The following is a 16100-nucleotide window of genomic DNA, read 5'->3' on the forward strand; positions in this document are numbered from 1 at the left end:
AAGAATGGGTTGTTTTAAAACCAGTCTAGTGCGAACTTACGCCTTGATCGCAGTGATCTTAACGGTGGTCAGTTCGGCGCGGAAGCCCTGACGCTTCTTGTAACCGGTCTTGTTCTTGTACTTCTGAATAACGATCTTGGGACCGCGGAGGTCTTCGATCTTTTCAGCAGTTACCTTGGCAGAAGCCAGGGTCTTTGCATCAGCGGTGACCTTGTCCCCATCAACTAGCAGCAGTACAGGAAGCTCAATAGTGCTTCCAGGCTCACCAGCGACGCGGTCAAGGGTAACGAGATCTCCTACTGAGACCTTTTCCTGGCGGCCGCCAGCGCGAACAATTGCGTATGCCACTTGGGAACTCACTTCTCTTGACGTCATTTTAATAATTGCAAGATAACCATCTCTGAAAGCTTCACCGGCTCAACAGCAAGGTGCCTTACCCGGTTACCACAGTTTGCACCGGGTATTTTCAGTGATGAATTATCCTCTGTTGGCTTGGCCTTGAAATACCCTAGAGGATGTTCATGCCCTAGCTGAACTCACGCTAACGCTTGCTTGTGAGAACAGCACCAGCTCACAAGTTTACGCCTTAACCTTGCGTTGGGCAAGCAGAGAGCAGGGGTGTGGGCAAGCACTCACCCTCAATCTCGCGGTAGCTCAAAACGCAAATAGGCCCCCGTCCCGGCGAAGGGGCGGGGGCCAACCGGCTAGGGCTTAGCGGCCCTGACGCTTGATATCGGCGGCAGAGACACCAACACCCAACATAACGGGGCCGTTCTCAGCCGCGGTTACCGGCTTCTGAACCTGCTCAAGGCTGGCAACAACCGAAGTACCCTGGGCAGCTGCAACTTGCTCAGTCTTGACAGCCGAAGATCCGGCGCCTGAGCTGACAGCACGGCGGGGGCGGCGCTTCTTACGCGGAGACTCAGCTACCGGCTCAGCGATAGCTTCGACCTGCGCTACCTCAGCAACAGGCTCAGCAGCTTTCTTACCTGGGGTTGCCACACCGGTGACACCGGGTTCAGCAGGAACCTCAAGGGGAGCGACATACTTGACGTCCGAGCTGGTAGCCCTGCGTGGACGCCGGCCACGGCCCCGACCACCTTCAGGTGAGCTATCCCGCTCATTCCAGTTACGGCGGTTGGAGCTACGCCCCGTACGGTCGCCACCGCGCTGGGGAGAGTCCTTAGACTCTTCGCCGTCGCGAGGTTGGTACTCACGGCCAGCACGCTGGGAGGCGCGGGCCCTAGCCTCAGCGGCACGGATAGCATCGAGCCTGGTTGAGCTCTGCGTAAAGCGAGAGTCAGCCTCGGGGTCAACTTCCAAACTGGCATCAGAGTTCGCAGACAGAGCATCGGCAGAAATCTCCTGACGCTGTTTACTGCCACGGCGCTTACCCTGGTTGCGGGCACGGCCTACGGGGCGGTTGTCCTCTTGATCCGGGGCCTCAGAGTCGAACACAGCGGCCAGAGTTTCAAGCGTGAAGGAGCCCTGCTCCCCCATGCCCTCTTCAAGAGACTCAAGCTCACCACCGGTGGGAAGCTCAATGACATCATCACCGATAGTAAGGACCTGCTCTGCACCCTGCTGGCTAACATCAAATTCTGCACCAGCTTCGGCACGGCGGTTACGCTTGCGGCGCTTACGCTTACGAGCTGACTTAGATTCGGCTTCTCCCTCTTCATCCTCGTGCTGGCCACTGGTAGCGGCTACCAGATTGGCAAGAGCCGCCTTACGGGCCTCAGCCTTCTGCTCATCGCTCTCATCAATTTCGGCGATGTCAGCACGGCGAACCTGATTCTTCTGGTTGCGGTAACGCTTGCGGTCATCGCGCTCAGAACGGTGAATGAAGTCCGACGCGCCGCCGCTACGGCCCTTCAGCGGCTGGTCATGCACCAGCAGACCACGGCCTGCACAGGCCTCGCAGGGCTCCGAAAAAACCTCAAGCAGGCCGGTTCCCATACGCTTACGAGTCATCTGAACCAGACCCAGGGAAGTCACTTCAGCGACCTGGTGCTTGGTGCGGTCACGGCCCAGGCACTCCACCAGACGGCGCAGTACCAGCTCGCGGTTAGACTCAAGGACCATATCAATGAAGTCAACCACGATGATGCCACCAATATCGCGCAGACGGAGCTGACGGACGATTTCTTCGGCCGCTTCCAGGTTGTTCTTAGTAACGGTTTCTTCCAGGTTGCCACCGCTACCGGTGAACTTGCCCGTGTTCACATCGACTACGGTCATAGCTTCGGTGCGGTCAATCACCAGCGAACCACCGGAGGGCAGGTAGACCTTACGGTCAAGTGCTTTCTGGAGCTGTTCCTCAATACGGTAGTGGTCAAAGAGGTCGTCGTCCTCTTCCCACTGCTTAAGGCGATCGAGCAGGTCGGGGGCAACATAGGTAACATAGGCCTCAATCGAGTCCCAGGCTTCCTGCCCCTGGACCATCATGGACGTAAAGTCCTCATTGAAGACATCGCGGACCGTCTTGATAGTCAGATCGGGTTCCTGGTAGAGAAGCTCAGGGGCAAGTACCTTGCGGGACTCGCTCTTTCCCTTGATTTCCTCCCACTGAACACGCAGACGGTTGATATCGTTGCTCAGCTCTTCTTCGCTAGCGCCCTCAGCGGCAGTACGCACAATAACGCCCGCATCTTCGGGGAGCTTGTCCTTAAGAATCCTCTTCAGGCGCTGACGTTCAACATCGGGTAGCTTACGAGAAATACCGGTCATAGAGCCACCGGGTACATACACCAGGTAGCGACCAGGTAGCGAAACCTGGCTGGTCAAACGGGCACCCTTATGCCCCACGGGGTCCTTGGTTACCTGCACCAGCACCGAATCCCCAGCTTTGAGAGCGTTCTCAATTTTGCGGGGGGCACCATCCAGGCCACTGACATCCCAGTTGACCTCCCCCGCGTACAGCACAGCGTTACGGCCACGGCCAATGTCAACGAAAGCAGCTTCCATAGAGGGCAGAACGTTCTGGACCTTGCCCAGATAGACGTTGCCAATCAGGGAATCCTGCTGGGTCTTAGAGACAAAATGCTCGGCCAGAATACCGTCTTCAAGAACACCGATCTGGATACGATCGTCCTTCTGACGCACCAGCATCTGGCGGTCCACCGACTCGCGGCGGGCCAGGAACTCAGCCTCGGTGATGATCTGGCGACGACGGCCGGTTGCGCGGGTTTCGCGGCGGCGCTGGCGCTTAGCCTCAAGGCGGGTAGAACCGCGAACACCGGTGACCCGGTTGCTACTGTGAGAATCAGGCAGGCGGGGTGCGCGCACCTTAACAACGGTGTCCTCGGGATCACCCTCAGTGCCACCCTCAAACTCAAGGTCAGCGTCGCCGCGGCGGCGACGACGACGGCGGCGGGAAGTAACCTCAGGGTCAAGATCAGCCAGACGGCGCTCGCGTCGCTCAGCCTCTTCTGCCGCACGGCGGGCCTCTTCCTCAGCGCGGAGCTGTTCCTTGATGGAATCAAGGTCGGGTGAGTAGAAGAGCAGGCTATTAGCGCTGGCAGCAGCTGCAATACGGGCCAGTTCTTCTTCTTTCTGTTCACGCAGGGTCTTCTGGCGGGCAGTTTCTGCGGCCTGTTCCTCGGCGGTCATGGTCGGGTCTAGCCCGCCAGCTTGGTCCTCTTCCTCGGCGACAACAGCTTCTTCTACCTCTTCCTCCGTCTGCCCTGAGGGTCCTTCGGTGGCTTCCGAGCCACTGTCGGTAGATGACTGCTCAGCGGGTTCGGCAGACTCGTCGACTTCGCTGGTTACTGTAAGACTTTCGGGCTCCGAATCGGATTCACCCTGCGGCGCGACTTCTTGGGGTTGAGCCTTCGTGACAGGGCGACGGGTGCGAGTCCGCTTTTTGACGGGCTTATTCTCAGCGGCCGGAGCCTCCTGAGTCTCAGGCTGATCTTTAACCGCAGTCTGAGGTTCCTCCACAGACTGGGGTTCGAGGTTTTCTGGGGCCTCGTTCTGTTCGCTGCTCATCAGCGTCCACTCTCCTTTAAGTACATGTGCCGCCACCGCATGAGCGGACTTATAGTTCGTCGATGATCCCACCGCTTACTAACGCGGTGTCCACCGAAATCCTGTCTACCCGGTTCGCTAGAGCACCTAGGCTTATCCTCGGTCGGTCAAGGCTTCTATGCTCCGTACCGAGTGAAAACCGGGCCAGCGGCGACCTCCGAGGCGGCCCATCCGGGGCCACTCTTTGCAGGGAATAACCGCTCCGACAGCGCAAAGCTAGCGGCGTAGCGGTCTCCTATCAGGGTGCCTACTGGGTGGTGAAACCGTATGCGGACGGCACACTACCACACTCATTCTCTCACAGACAGGGACATTTAGCCCCATTAAAGTAGGTGAGCCTTTCACGGCAGACCGAGCACAAAACCAGCCCGCTCCAAGGACCATCAAGACCACAGCCATACAGCAGCTGTGAACTTTCGTAAAGAAACCCCGACGGTGGCACTTACCCCCTTGCTCCGGGAAACCTGCGCGTACTATGGAGAGGTAAGCGCTAGATAAAACCTAAGGATTCGCTGTGTCTACACCCGTTAGCAGGCTTGATACCCTACCGGAAGAAGAACATGCCAGAGCAGACCGCCGTCTGGGCTGGTTCACTCTACTCCCTGGCCTCATCGCTTTAGCTTCTTCCTCGATGCTAGTTTATGAGCGCCTGCAAATTTATATGGACGGGGCCCACAAATCTGTCTGCGACCTGAACGCCCTCCTCAACTGCGGAACGGTTATGCGTACCTGGCAGGCTGAAGTATTCGGCTTCCCCAACCCCTTCATCGGTCTGGTGGGTTACGGAATTGTTCTCGCTATCTCCACCGCTCTCATAGCTGGAGCCCGCTTCAAGCGCTGGTACTGGATCGGTATGCAGGTAGGGCACACGCTCGCTATGGCTTTCGTTCTTTGGCTCTGGTACAACACTACTTTTGACATCAATGCCCTGTGCCTGTTCTGCATGATTGTGTGGGTTATGCAGACCATGATTTTTGTTAGGGTGACAGCCCGTAACCTCCAGGCCGGTCTCATCCCGGCTCCCGAATCAATCCGTCTGGCCGCCCCCACCTGGACCTGGTTCTCCATCACACTGATTCTAATTCTAGTGTTCGGTATCGTCTTTATCCGCTTCTTTGACGTGATCGTGGGAATGTTCTAAACCCAGCCTCACCATCAGAAAAGCTGTGGCCTCCACTCAACCGGTGGAGGCCACAGCTTTTAGGCACCTGCCTCAAACCCTTAGGAGGCGAACCAGAGGGCGATTTCTCGGGCTGCCGATTCAGCTGAATCGGACCCGTGAACCAGGTTCTTCTGGACGCTCTGACCCCAGTCACGGGCAAAGTCACCGCGGATAGTGCCAGGAGCCGCAGTGGTGGGGTTAGAGGAACCCATCAGGCTGCGGGCACCCTCAATAACACCCTCGCCCTCAAGTACCAGAGCAACAACAGACCCGGAACCCATGTAAGAAACCAGCGGCTCGTAGAAGGGTTTGCCCTCGTGCTCTGCATAGTGCTGGGCCAAAAGCTCCTGGGAGGGGACCAGCATCTTTAGCTCAGCCAGGCGGTAGCCCTTACGCTCAAAACGGGCCAAAATTTCACCGGTCAGGTTGCGTTCTACGCCATCGGGCTTAACCAAAATTAGGGTGCGCTCAGACATGAAGATCTCCTTTAGTAGTCAGGGAAAAGTTTATTCTCACCCTACCAGAGTAGGAGGATCAATCTTAGAGTTATCAGACATAAGCGCAGTGCCCCCGAACCGCACAGGGCGGGCGAGGGCACCGGGCCGCCTGAAAAGGTTGTAGCTAGAAGAGGTTTCAGTCTTTATCTATTTCGCTGAGCCTTCTCCCATTCTTCCTGTTCGCGGGCACGAATCTCGTTTTCCGCGTCAAGGCGGCTACCGCGAGTCACTCCAAACCAATAGGCCACCGCAAAAGCGGCACCCACCAAGAACATGGAAGGCAGAGCAAAGCCAACCGCAATCAGCAGGACCTGTAGGAGGTACCCCAGATGGTAGCCCCAGGGTTTACGGAGCAGAGCCGGAGTAAGTACCAGGGCACCTGCCAGGAAAAGACCCAGCACCCAGATCAGGACTTTGATCCAGGTAGGGTCATTGAAATGGTGGCCAAAAATAGCCAGGGTCGCAAAGAAAGCAACCAGAGCTTCCAAAGAAAGCACCATGGAGGTAAACAAAACCTTGATAGACCGCCGTTTGGGGGCTTGCCCGGGCTTCCACTCCCGCTGAGCGCGTGTCATACGAGCCATCGGTATTCCTTTCCTTACAGACCTAGCAGGGTGCTGGCTTGGCCCACTACGGTGATAGAACCGGTGACCAGCACAGCAGAGTTCAGGTTGGGAACATCAGCCGCAACAGTGACAGCAGCAGCAAGAGCATCGGCCACATTTTCGTGGGTCTCGACCTTATCCTCATCAAAGCCTGCTTCAAGGGCCAGCTCCACAAGAGCCTCCGGGGCAATTGCACGCGGCGAATCAGAGGCAGTCAGGTGCAGAACAGTGCGGAAGTCCTGACGATCGACGTACTCGCTGAGCAAGATCTCGAACATGCCAGCAGCATCCTTCTCACCCAGAATACCTACCACCAGATGCAGTTCCTGGAAGCTGAAGGACTCCTTGAAAGCGGTAGCCGATGCAAGCAAACCGTGAGGATTATGGGCCGCATCAAGCACCACGGGAGGCTCAGTACGGGCAAGTTCCAGGCGACCGGGTGAACGAACCTCACCAAAAGCCAGTTTAACCAGCTCAAGGTTCAGTTCTTTCTGCCCACCACCTAAGAATGCTTCCACCGCTGCCAGGGCCACCGAGGCGTTCTGAGCCTGATGGGCACCAAAGAGTGGCAGGGCAATGTCATCGTAACGGGTAGCTAGGCCCTCAATAGTGATGAGCTGGCCCCCGACACCTGCGGTTCGTTGGGTCGTCCCAAATTCAACACCCTCGAAACGGTAGTCGGCGTTCTGGGCCTGGGCTGCTTCAAGTAAGACCTGTGCCACCTGCGGGTCCTGAACGGCAGAAACCAGGAAACCATCAGGTTTGATGATGCCGGCCTTTTCAGCGGCAATTTCGGCCAGGGTCTCCCCCAGTATGTCGGTGTGGTCAAGGCCGATGGGGGTCACCACTGAAACCGTAGCATCGGCGACATTGGTGGCATCCCAGGTGCCCCCGATACCCACTTCAAGAACCATGACGTCAACCGGCTCATCGGCAAAGATAGCGAAAGCCAGAATGGTCAAGGCCTCAAAGTAGGTGATACGGGGCTGACCTGCGGCTTCAAGCTCAGCATCCACAATATCCAGGTAGGGCTTGATTTCTCCCCAGATACGCACAAAAGTGCTATCTGCCACCGGCGCACCGTCAATACTGATGCGCTCGGTGACCCGTCCCAGGTGAGGGCTGGTGTACCGGCCGGTACGGATATCGTGGGCCATGAGCAGACGCTCAATCATGCGGGCGGTAGAGGTCTTCCCGTTCGTTCCGGTCACATGAATCACCGGGGCAGAGCGATGAGGCTCCCCCAGGATATCCACAGCCCGACGCACTGCATCAAGACGGGGTTCCATCTTATTCTCGGGCGCACGGCCAAGAAGCTCCGCGTAGACCGTTGCCAGGCCGGGGGCGTCATCCGCAAGGACGCCCTGAGCCTGAACCTCGGTGAAGACAGGGTCTATATTCAGGGACTGGTCCGTCATTTAGGCCTTCTCTACGGTTGCTGAGAACTCAGTTCCCTCAGCGTATGAGATGCTCACTGCCAGAGTCTCACCTGCAACCAGCTGCTCGTGGGCGCGAATCGCTTCAAGGTCAGCAGCAGGTGCCAAGACGGTGAGCTTGATACGGTCAGCGACGTTCAGGCCGGCTTCTTTACGCTCGGACTGGATTGCGCGGATTGCATCGCGGGCAGTGCCCTCTGCAAGGAGCTCATCTGTCAGGGCGGTATCAAGAACTAGGAATCCTCCACCGGGCAGAACAGAAACCGCGCCTTCGGCGGCCCCATCGGCCTCAGCGACCACGGTTTCAAGCTCATATTCACCGGCCTCAAGAGCCATACCACCCTCAACAGCCTGGAAGCCAACGACCAAAGTACCGTCCTCGGCGACCTTCCAGTCACCGCTCTTGGAAGCCTTGATAGCGACCTGAACCTGCTTGCCCAGGCGGGGCCCAGCGGCACGCGCATTGACCTTAAGTTGCTGAGAGATACCGAAGTCAGCAGGGGCCACCTCTGCGGCATCCAGCAGTTCAACGGTTTTGATATTTAGCTCATCAGCGATGATGCTCTCGAAGGTTCCGGCGAGTTCCTTACCGCCAGCAACAGCAACAGTCAGGTGAGCCAGGGGCTGGCGTACGCGCAACTTCTTAGCCTTACGCAAAGCCGAACCGGCAGAAGCAACTGCCCGGGTAGTCTCCATGAGAGCAAGCAGGTCCTCTTCGTTCTTGAAGTCCCCAGGGGTGGGCAAATCGGTCAGGTGAACCGAGCGCTCGCCGGTCAGGCCACGGTAGATTTCCTCGCTGGTCAGCGGAAGCAAGGGGGCGGCAACCTTGACCATAGTGACCAGGGCGGTGTAAAGCACATCAAAGGCTGCGGTATCTTCGTTGAAGAAACGCTCGCGGGAACGGCGCACATACCAGTTAGTCAGAGCATCGGTGTAGGAACGCAGAGCATCGCAGGCGGCAGAAACATCGTAGGCGTCCATTGCCTCGGTGACCTGGGCGACCAGCTGGCGGGTCTTGCCCAGGATAAAGCGGTCCATGACGTGCTCGGCCTCGGAGACCAGTTTTGCCTCGTAGCCAGTGCCCTGGTGAGCTGCGTTGGTGTAGAGAGCAAAGAAGTGGTAGACGTTCCACAGGGGTAGCATGACCTGGCGGACCCCCTCACGGATACCCTGTTCGGTCACAATCAGGTTGCCACCGCGCAGAATGGGGGAAGACATCAAGAACCAGCGCATAGCGTCAGAGCCATCGCGGTCCAGCACCTCGGACACATCAGGGTAGTTGCGCAGGGACTTAGACATCTTCTGCCCATCTGAGCCCAGCACTATACCGTGAGCAATGACGTTCTCAAAGGCAGTACGATCAAAGAGCGCGGTTGCCAGAATGTGCATGGTGTAGAACCAGCCGCGGGTCTGGCCGATGTACTCCACAATGAAGTCAGCCGGGTAGTGAGCCTCGAACCACTCCTTGTTCTCAAAGGGGTAGTGGAATTGGGCGAAAGGCATGGAGCCGGAGTCGAACCAAACATCCAGTACGTCCTCTACACGGCGCATGGTGGACTTACCGGTGGGATCATCGGGGTTTGGGCGGGTTAGCTCGTCAATGTAGGGACGATGCAGGTCAACCTGGCCGTCCTTGTTAAGGGGCAGGCGACCGAAGTCTGCCTCTAGCTCAGCCAGTGAACCGTAAACGTCGGTGCGGGGGTAGTTGGGGTCATCGGAAACCCACACAGGGATTGGTGAGCCCCAGAAGCGGTTACGTGAAATTGACCAGTCGCGGGCGTTCTCTACCCACTTACCGAACTGACCGTGCTTGACGTTCTCGGGGATCCAGTTGATATTCTCATTCAGTTGGCTCATGCGGTCTTTGAAGTCGGTGACGCGCACATACCAGGAGGTGATGGCGCGGTAGACCAGCGGGGTGCGGCAGCGCCAGCAGTGCGGGTAGGAGTGCACGTAGGACTTCTCACGAATCAGGGTGCCGTCGGCCTTGAGTACGTTGATGATGGTGCGGTTGGCATCAAAAATCTGCACACCGGCAATATCTGCCAGGGGCGCACCCTCAGCCAGGCTGGGGTCGGCGAACAGGTCAAGGAACTTAGCGCCCTCGTCCATAGAGAGGATCACGGGAATACCGTAAGCCTCGCAGGCCTTCTGGTCCTCTTCACCGTAGGCAGGTGCCTGGTGTACCAGACCGGTACCATCGGTGGTGGTCACGTAATCAGCCAGCAGAATCTGCCAGGAGGTTGCGGTGCCAAACTTCTCGGCATCGGTGAAGTAGTCCCACAGGGGTGCGTAGCGCAGGCCTTCAAGCTGGCTACCGGTGTAGGTTGCCAGGACAGCGGCACGGGCTGCCTCCACCGGGTTTTCTTCAGCGGCGTAGCCCAGATCCTTGGCGTACTCCCCTAGTAGGTCCTCAGCCAGCAGGAAGCGGCGGCCAGCCAGCTCACCGGCACCGGCTACAAGGACGTAGCGCACCTGGGGGCCAACGGCAAGCGCCTGGTTGGTGGGCAGAGTCCAGGGGGTGGTGGTCCAGGCAAGAGCCTCAACCCCCACCAGTTCAGCGGCAACAGCCTGATCGGCGGCTAGGGAGGTGTCGCCGGTAATGCGGAAAGCAACGGTGACCGAGGGGTCCTGGCGGTCCTTGTAGACGTCATCGTCCATGCGCAGCTCGTGGTTTGAAAGCGGGGTTTCGTCTTTCCAGCAGTAGGGCAGAACGCGGAAACCCTCGTAGGTTAGTCCCTTGTCGTGCAACTGTTTGAAGGCCCAGATGACCGACTCCATGTACTCAACGTTCAGGGTCTTGTAGTCGTTCTCAAAGTCGACCCAGCGGGCCTGACGGGTGACGTATTCTTCCCACTCTGTGGTGTACTTGAGCACTGAGGCGCGGGCGGCATCGTTGAAGTTATCAATGCCCATCTCGATAATCTGTTGCTTATCGGTCATACCCAGCTGCTTCATGGCTTCAAGCTCAGCGGGCAGGCCGTGAGTGTCCCAGCCAAAGCGGCGTTCGACTTTGTGTCCGCGCTGGGTCTGGTAGCGGGCTACCAGGTCTTTAACGTAGCCGGTGAGCAGGTGGCCGTAGTGGGGCAGGCCGTTAGCGAAGGGAGGGCCATCATTGAATACAAACTCGTTGGCCCCGTTAGCGCCTGCCTCCCTGTTGTCAATGGAGGCTTGGAAAGTACCGTCCTGCTTCCAGTAGCTCAGCACGGCTTCTTCGAGTGCTGGGAAGGAGGGGGAAGCGGCTACGAAGCTGGCACCGCTTGCGCTTGCCTTAGGGTAGACAGGCTTTTGAGTCATGGTTGCGACCTTTAGTTCTCGACATGGGTTGAGTTTGGGTTCTGCAAGGACGCTAGGCCCGAACTAGGTGCCGGGTTTGGCGCGGTACCACCTTGCTTACTGAAAGAACCGGCCCGACTCCCAGCCATTGCCTTACGGGGCTTGCATGGGCCTGCGCCAGCGGCTAGCTCGTCGTGAGATGAGCCAGCCGCTGGCGCAGGTGCCGAACCGGTTATCAGTCGCTTCATGACAGCTGTTTCGGGCTTACCCGTCCGGGTCTACTGGGGTTATATCTATTCCGCGCACTCCCCTCGTCGCAACGAATTTACGGGGGTGTGCAGGTATAACCTGTTCTTCCGGATTGCTCGCCGGTGATGGCCGGGTCTTTGCAACTGATACTTAGTTTATGCGCTGATTCTGCCTCTGTCTAACCTGTTTTTGACCCATTTTTTACCTGTTTATTCATTGAGGCCTCAAATTACAGAGATGTGAGTACAAGATATAGGGGTAGCGCCCCACGGTGCCCCCAAGATAGCGGCCAGTGCAGGTAAAACAAGGTGAGCAGACCAACCTAAATTACAATTTTGGGTTTTGGGAATTCTGCTCTTCGAAGCACTCTCCCAACTAGAATTACCACCGTGACAAACGATAAATCTACAGCTACTGTTCCCCCTTGGCCGTTCTTTGTTCGTCCAGCCTTGGAGGTACTTGAAGAGCACGATGTGGTCAGCACGAAAGACATCGTAAGACTTATCGAAGACCGATACCTAGCCTCCCCTGATGCACGCTCAGCAAAGTTGCCCAGCGGTATGAAAGTTTCTGCTCACCGTATTGGCTGGACGCTCAGCCACATCACTAAAGCAGGATGGGCAGTCCACCCCTCGAAAGGCTTCTATACCATCACTGAAGCCGGTAAAAATTGGCTGGAAGGTAATAGAAACACCAACCTCACCTATGCAGAAGCGAACAAAATATTTAGGCAATTCTGGCCTCAGAGAAAAACGAGTGGGGAAATAAGCTCTGTTGATTCTCACAATCTAGAAATTGATTTGGAGCCACCGGCTGAATCAATCGAAAAGGGTATCGCTCTTCTCACTTCACAAGCGAAAGACGAGTTACTGGTGCGCCTTGTTGTTGAGCTGGACGAAGAGTTCTTCGATGATGCCGTATGTAGTGATCCAACCGATTCTGCGCCCCCATTGCGCCCTTTGAGAGCTTCCACCGATTAGTTCCTGAGATATTTGGTGCATGGGATATCACGGTAAGTAGCGTCAATGCCTGCCATAATAGTATTTGCACATTTTGTTTACTCTATCTATCTTGAGGTCTTACAGTGACTCAGTCAGCTACCCCCACGCACCCGGCACCCCGCCCACACGTCAGCTTTGGACAGGCCCTTAAAAATTGGCGCAAGTACATGTTCCGCTTTAGCGGACGCGCTTCACGCTCAGAATTCTGGTGGGTCATGCTCGTATGGTTTATTATCAGCTTGGTGCTTTCCATAATAGCTTTGGTGGCAATTGTTCCAACATTCAACCATCTTCAGCAACTACAAGAAGCGGCGTCCACAAGTCTGGATGCATACAATGAATACAGGCAGGCGTCTAATGAGCTCGGCCCGGCGTTGGCTGGTAAGACGTTGATTTTCGCACTTATTATCGGTGTATTTGGAATTGTACAGTTTGTCACCATGCTGGGCCTCTGGTGGCGCCGCCTGCAAGACGCCAATTTTCACGGTGCTTTTTACTTACTGAGCTTCGCAGGCCCCGGTGCACTTGTTCCCCTAATTATGGCTATTCTGCCCTCTAACCCTGCAGGTGTCCGCTTCGACAAACCAGAAGATGCAACCCGCCCGTAGAACTTACGTGGTTTAGCAATCATGCCGCTGGCTCCTTACCCGGGTCAGCGGCATTTTTGTTGATCAAGCAGCCTACTGGAGCAATCCTTGCTCAGTCTGGGCCGCCCAGCTTGCGAAGCTCTGGTCGCGGTACTGGAGGTGGACCAGGTAGTTCCGAACCTGCGGGTCCACCTTACATATACGGTAGCTGGTGGCCGGGACTCATGCTCCTTGTTGCCCCCTCCCGCCTAGGTTAGCTACCGCTGGCAAGCCCATTCACGCCAGCCCGACCATCCACTTCTCTGGACCCAGCCCTACCTACCCTTGATGTAGATCAGTCCTTTTAAGATTTGGTCACAAGCATGTACCGCCCCCTTTTTTTCTATTGCCGCGTGGTGCAGTGAAAGGTCATAGGGTCACAGGGAATCATGGGTCTGTGACACAATACCTTTATGCGTATTTTGTCTATTCAGTCAGCCGTAGCCTACGGGCATGTCGGCAATTCAGCAGCAGTTTTCCCCCTCCAGCGCCTAGGCCACGAGGTTATGCCAGTCAACACCGTCCTCTTCTCTAACCACACCGGCTACGGTGAGTGGCGCGGCCCCTTGATGTCCGGCGACGATGTGCGTGAGGTTGTTACCGGTATTGAAGAACGCGGCGGCCTCGATGACACCGCTCTGGTCATTTCTGGTTACCAGGGTGGCTCATCCATTGGCGATGCCATCTTGGACGCAGTGGCTAAAGCCCGTGCCAAGAACCCCAAGGTACTCTACTCCTGCGACCCTGTTCTGGGTAACGCCACCAGCGGTTGCTTTGTTTCACCTGAGGTGCAGGAGCTGATCCGTGACCGGGTCATCCAGCACGCCGATATTATTACCCCCAACCAGTTTGAGCTGGGCTTTGTCACCCGCACCAACCCGCAGACCCTCGATGAGGTGCTCGAGTCGGTCAAGAAGGCCCAGAAAATTGGCCCGAAGACGGTGCTGGTCACGAGCGTTTCGACCCCTGAAACTCCCGGCAACAGCATCCAGATGCTAGCTGTCTCCGGCGATGAGGCCTGGCTAATTACCACGGACCGGCTGCCGCTGAAGGCTAACGGTTCAGGAGACGTGACCCAAGCACTTTTTGCTTCACATTTTACGTCGGGTAAGTCTTTGAAGGAGGCCCTGGAACTGACAACAGCCAGCGTCTATGAGCTTCTGAAGAACACCCTAGAATCTGGCCAGCGCGAGCTACAGCTCATTGAATCGCAGCAGTCCTATGTGGCTCCCCAGGTTTCCTTTGAGGCCGTGCGGATCCGCTAATTTCTACTTGCGTCAAGGCCCCGCTCCCCCGGTGGGCGCGGGGCTTTAGCGTACTTCAGGGGCAGACTTGATGTGGGGTTCTCAAGGCTTTGGTAGTTGGCTCTTCAGGGTTGAGGGAGTTGAGGGGCTTGGGTTGGCTAGGCAGTTCGTGTTTCTACGGACATCAAAAGCGGCCGGGTTCATCAGAACCGCTCATCCTAAACACCACAACGCTCCCGAAAAGCCACCACAAAATCAATAAAATACGGCCGCTGAAACCTCACTTCCTTAGCAGCATGCCGAGCCTCAAACTCATCCAGCCACCCCAAAGCCTCATCCCGCAAACCAACCACCTCAAGAGCCAACACATAACTAGCCCACCACCGAGCACCGCCCATATTAGGATGACACCCCCGCTCCCTCAAAACCTCCAACGCATACTCCACCGAACACATCTTCCGTAATTGAGGCACGCCCTGCTCCACCAAACAGGTCACAGGAGCCGTCAAATCAATCGGCTCATGAGGGCCTTCCTGAATATCCCATTCAACACCCAACCTCTGGCTCCGCAAAGGATCAATCTCATGTAAGAGCTCAGCAAAAACCGGCTCCCCCTTTTGCTCCACCAAAAAAGGTGCCACCTCACGAGCCAACTCCGTAAAAGGATGCCACACAACACCAATAGTCACATCAACAGAGGAACCGGCCCCATAATTAGAACTCGTAGTCAACCCAACAAAACCTGACCATTCCTCATCAAAAAAGTACTGGGCATCCCTGCCCACCTTCTTAAAACCCAACTGGGCTAACTCAGCATGCCACAGCTTTTGCACATCACGATCTCTTGCCATACAAACCACCCTACCTAAACACCACAACGCTCCCGAAACCCCACCACAAAATCAACAAAATCAGAATCCTGGTACTTCAACTCCTTAGCAGCATGACGCACCTCAAACTCACCCAACCACCCCAAAGCATCCTCCCTCAAACCAACCACCTCAAGAGCCCACACATAACTAGCCCACCCCAAAACACCGCCCATATTAGGATTATTCAAAACCGCTGGTTTCTTACTAAGGCACCTCAACGAAAACTTTTATCATTCTCTCGCGGGGAATACCTGAGATATTATCGACAGGACTAAAAAGATACCGATGCGAATTCTCTAGCAGTTTAATAAAATCATCAGGACCTACAATAGTAGATTGGGATAATAAGTCAGAAAAATTCTTGATAATGATGACCCCGCCTTTGATTTCCCCCAGAGTCCATTCAGGTGAATCATCCCAATCCATATCAGCCAAACACTCCCCCATCGCTGACCAATTCTCACCATAGTACGCGGGAAAATGCATCTGGGAACCGATTTCTTGACATAAATCTTGCTCTGTTTTTACCCTTTTCCCATCTATTACTGCAGTGAGGTAACCTTCTTGCAAAGAATATTCAATTATTTCTTTTGCCTGCAAATTATTTACATTGCAGACTTGGAATTTTGGTGTCTGTCGGAAGTATCCCTGAATATTATCCACCATTGCTTGTTCCTTGTCGCATCATAATAAATGATTTGTAATGATTTGTTGTGTAGTATGCAGAACCGTCTGAGCCAGTGACTAAGCGATCAGCTGTTCTGGGGATGCCCTTAACCTTGGGGTCAACGTCCCATTCACGATAGCTAATTGGTTCGTTTTTTCCGGATGGTAACACAGCGCCCTTCCCATTATTTTCCCATATTTTTCCGCCCTTGAAACCACTTGGTGCCACGCCTTTTTGGTCTATAGTATCTAGCACCTGGTGGGCTTTCGCTTCCACCGGGCCGATAGGCTGAACAAACTGCGGCTCAGGAACAGGAGATAATTCGCCTATCCTAGGATTCGCACTAGAAGCACCACCTCCCGCTATTCCACTCGCATCCTTAGAAGCACTCTTAAGAGCGCCCCTCTCAAGCGTCTCAATGCCTCCACCCACGAGT

At 55.8% G+C, this 16100-nt stretch carries 14 protein-coding genes; 4 read left to right on the forward strand and 10 right to left on the reverse strand.

All coding sequences use genetic code 11. The features are described from left to right. Positions 1 to 36: 36 nt before the first annotated feature. On the reverse strand, positions 37 to 348 hold the full coding sequence (rplU, locus tag ACN08V_RS09060; protein WP_419099576.1) for a 50S ribosomal protein L21: 312 nt from the start codon (positions 346 to 348) through the stop codon (positions 37 to 39). Between the two features lie 363 nt (positions 349 to 711). Further along, the gene (locus ACN08V_RS09065) at positions 712 to 3990 is read right to left on the reverse strand and encodes an Rne/Rng family ribonuclease (protein WP_419105315.1); all 3279 of its coding nucleotides are present in this window, start codon (positions 3988 to 3990) and stop codon (positions 712 to 714) included. 553 nt (positions 3991 to 4543) lie between these two features. Between ACN08V_RS09065 and ACN08V_RS09070 the strand changes: the two genes are divergently transcribed. Then, complete coding sequence (locus tag ACN08V_RS09070; RefSeq protein ID WP_419099574.1) at positions 4544 to 5170, forward strand: vitamin K epoxide reductase family protein; 627 nt, start codon at positions 4544 to 4546, stop codon at positions 5168 to 5170. An 80-nt stretch (positions 5171 to 5250) separates the two neighbouring features. On the opposite strand, the gene ndk is transcribed toward ACN08V_RS09070, so the two are convergent. The 4 genes from ndk to ileS all read right to left on the reverse strand — a co-directional run bounded on the left by ndk (position 5251) and on the right by ileS (position 11026). Continuing rightward, positions 5251 to 5667: a nucleoside-diphosphate kinase gene (gene ndk / locus ACN08V_RS09075; RefSeq protein WP_419105316.1), complete on the reverse strand. Its 417-nt coding sequence runs from the start codon at positions 5665 to 5667 to the stop codon at positions 5251 to 5253. Positions 5668 to 5831: 164 nt separating this feature from the next. Then, complete coding sequence (locus ACN08V_RS09080; protein WP_419099572.1) at positions 5832 to 6272, reverse strand: DUF4233 domain-containing protein; 441 nt, start codon at positions 6270 to 6272, stop codon at positions 5832 to 5834. Between the two features lie 14 nt (positions 6273 to 6286). Continuing rightward, positions 6287 to 7711 carry a bifunctional folylpolyglutamate synthase/dihydrofolate synthase gene (locus tag ACN08V_RS09085; protein WP_419105317.1) on the reverse strand — a complete coding sequence of 475 codons (1425 nt, stop codon included), beginning with the start codon at positions 7709 to 7711 and terminating at the stop codon, positions 6287 to 6289. Further along, a complete protein-coding gene (gene ileS / locus ACN08V_RS09090; RefSeq protein ID WP_419105318.1) occupies positions 7712 to 11026 on the reverse strand; it encodes an isoleucine--tRNA ligase in 3315 nt (1104 codons plus the stop codon). 617 nt (positions 11027 to 11643) lie between these two features. On the opposite strand from ileS, the gene ACN08V_RS09095 reads away from it, so the two are divergent. From ACN08V_RS09095 to pdxY, 3 genes are all read left to right on the forward strand, one after another. Then, positions 11644 to 12234, forward strand: a complete 591-nt coding sequence (locus ACN08V_RS09095; protein WP_419105319.1) for a winged helix-turn-helix domain-containing protein — start codon at positions 11644 to 11646, stop codon at positions 12232 to 12234. A 104-nt stretch (positions 12235 to 12338) separates the two neighbouring features. After that, on the forward strand, positions 12339 to 12863 hold the full coding sequence (locus ACN08V_RS09100) for a DUF805 domain-containing protein (protein ID WP_419105320.1): 525 nt from the start codon (positions 12339 to 12341) through the stop codon (positions 12861 to 12863). A gap of 431 nt (positions 12864 to 13294) precedes the next feature. Then, entirely contained in the window at positions 13295 to 14146 is an 852-nt protein-coding gene (pdxY, locus tag ACN08V_RS09105; RefSeq protein WP_419099568.1) for a pyridoxal kinase PdxY, read from the forward strand. A gap of 197 nt (positions 14147 to 14343) precedes the next feature. On the opposite strand, the gene ACN08V_RS09110 is transcribed toward pdxY, so the two are convergent. The 4 genes from ACN08V_RS09110 to ACN08V_RS09125 form a co-directional block, all read right to left on the reverse strand. After that, positions 14344 to 14976, reverse strand: a complete 633-nt coding sequence (locus ACN08V_RS09110) for a hypothetical protein (protein ID WP_419105321.1) — start codon at positions 14974 to 14976, stop codon at positions 14344 to 14346. A gap of 14 nt (positions 14977 to 14990) precedes the next feature. Then, a complete protein-coding gene (locus ACN08V_RS09115; protein WP_419099566.1) occupies positions 14991 to 15185 on the reverse strand; it encodes a hypothetical protein in 195 nt (64 codons plus the stop codon). 16 nt (positions 15186 to 15201) lie between these two features. Continuing rightward, on the reverse strand, positions 15202 to 15663 hold the full coding sequence (locus ACN08V_RS09120) for a barstar family protein (RefSeq protein ID WP_419105322.1): 462 nt from the start codon (positions 15661 to 15663) through the stop codon (positions 15202 to 15204). Continuing rightward, the coding region (locus ACN08V_RS09125; RefSeq protein ID WP_419105323.1) for a ribonuclease domain-containing protein at positions 15653 to 16100 on the reverse strand (448 nt) is incomplete at its 5' end. The genes ACN08V_RS09125 and ACN08V_RS09120, both read right to left, overlap by 11 nt.

The sequence above is a fragment of the Rothia sp. P5766 genome, assembly GCF_048513555.1.
Classification (GTDB): Bacteria; Actinomycetota; Actinomycetes; order Actinomycetales; family Micrococcaceae; genus Rothia.

What these genes read in the sequence shown, in the direction of transcription:
- ACN08V_RS09065 (WP_419105315.1), bottom strand. Translation starts at nt 3,990, where the DNA reads ATGAGCAGCGAACAGAACGAGGCCCCAGAAAACCTCGAACCCCAGTCT.
- ndk (WP_419105316.1), bottom strand. Translation starts at nt 5,667, where the DNA reads ATGTCTGAGCGCACCCTAATTTTGGTTAAGCCCGATGGCGTAGAACGC.
- ACN08V_RS09080 (WP_419099572.1), bottom strand. Translation starts at nt 6,272, where the DNA reads ATGGCTCGTATGACACGCGCTCAGCGGGAGTGGAAGCCCGGGCAAGCC.
- ACN08V_RS09085 (WP_419105317.1), bottom strand. Translation starts at nt 7,711, where the DNA reads ATGACGGACCAGTCCCTGAATATAGACCCTGTCTTCACCGAGGTTCAG.
- ileS (WP_419105318.1), bottom strand. Translation starts at nt 11,026, where the DNA reads ATGACTCAAAAGCCTGTCTACCCTAAGGCAAGCGCAAGCGGTGCCAGC.
- pdxY (WP_419099568.1), top strand. Translation starts at nt 13,295, where the DNA reads ATGCGTATTTTGTCTATTCAGTCAGCCGTAGCCTACGGGCATGTCGGC.
- ACN08V_RS09110 (WP_419105321.1), bottom strand. Translation starts at nt 14,976, where the DNA reads ATGGCAAGAGATCGTGATGTGCAAAAGCTGTGGCATGCTGAGTTAGCC.
- ACN08V_RS09120 (WP_419105322.1), bottom strand. Translation starts at nt 15,663, where the DNA reads ATGGTGGATAATATTCAGGGATACTTCCGACAGACACCAAAATTCCAA.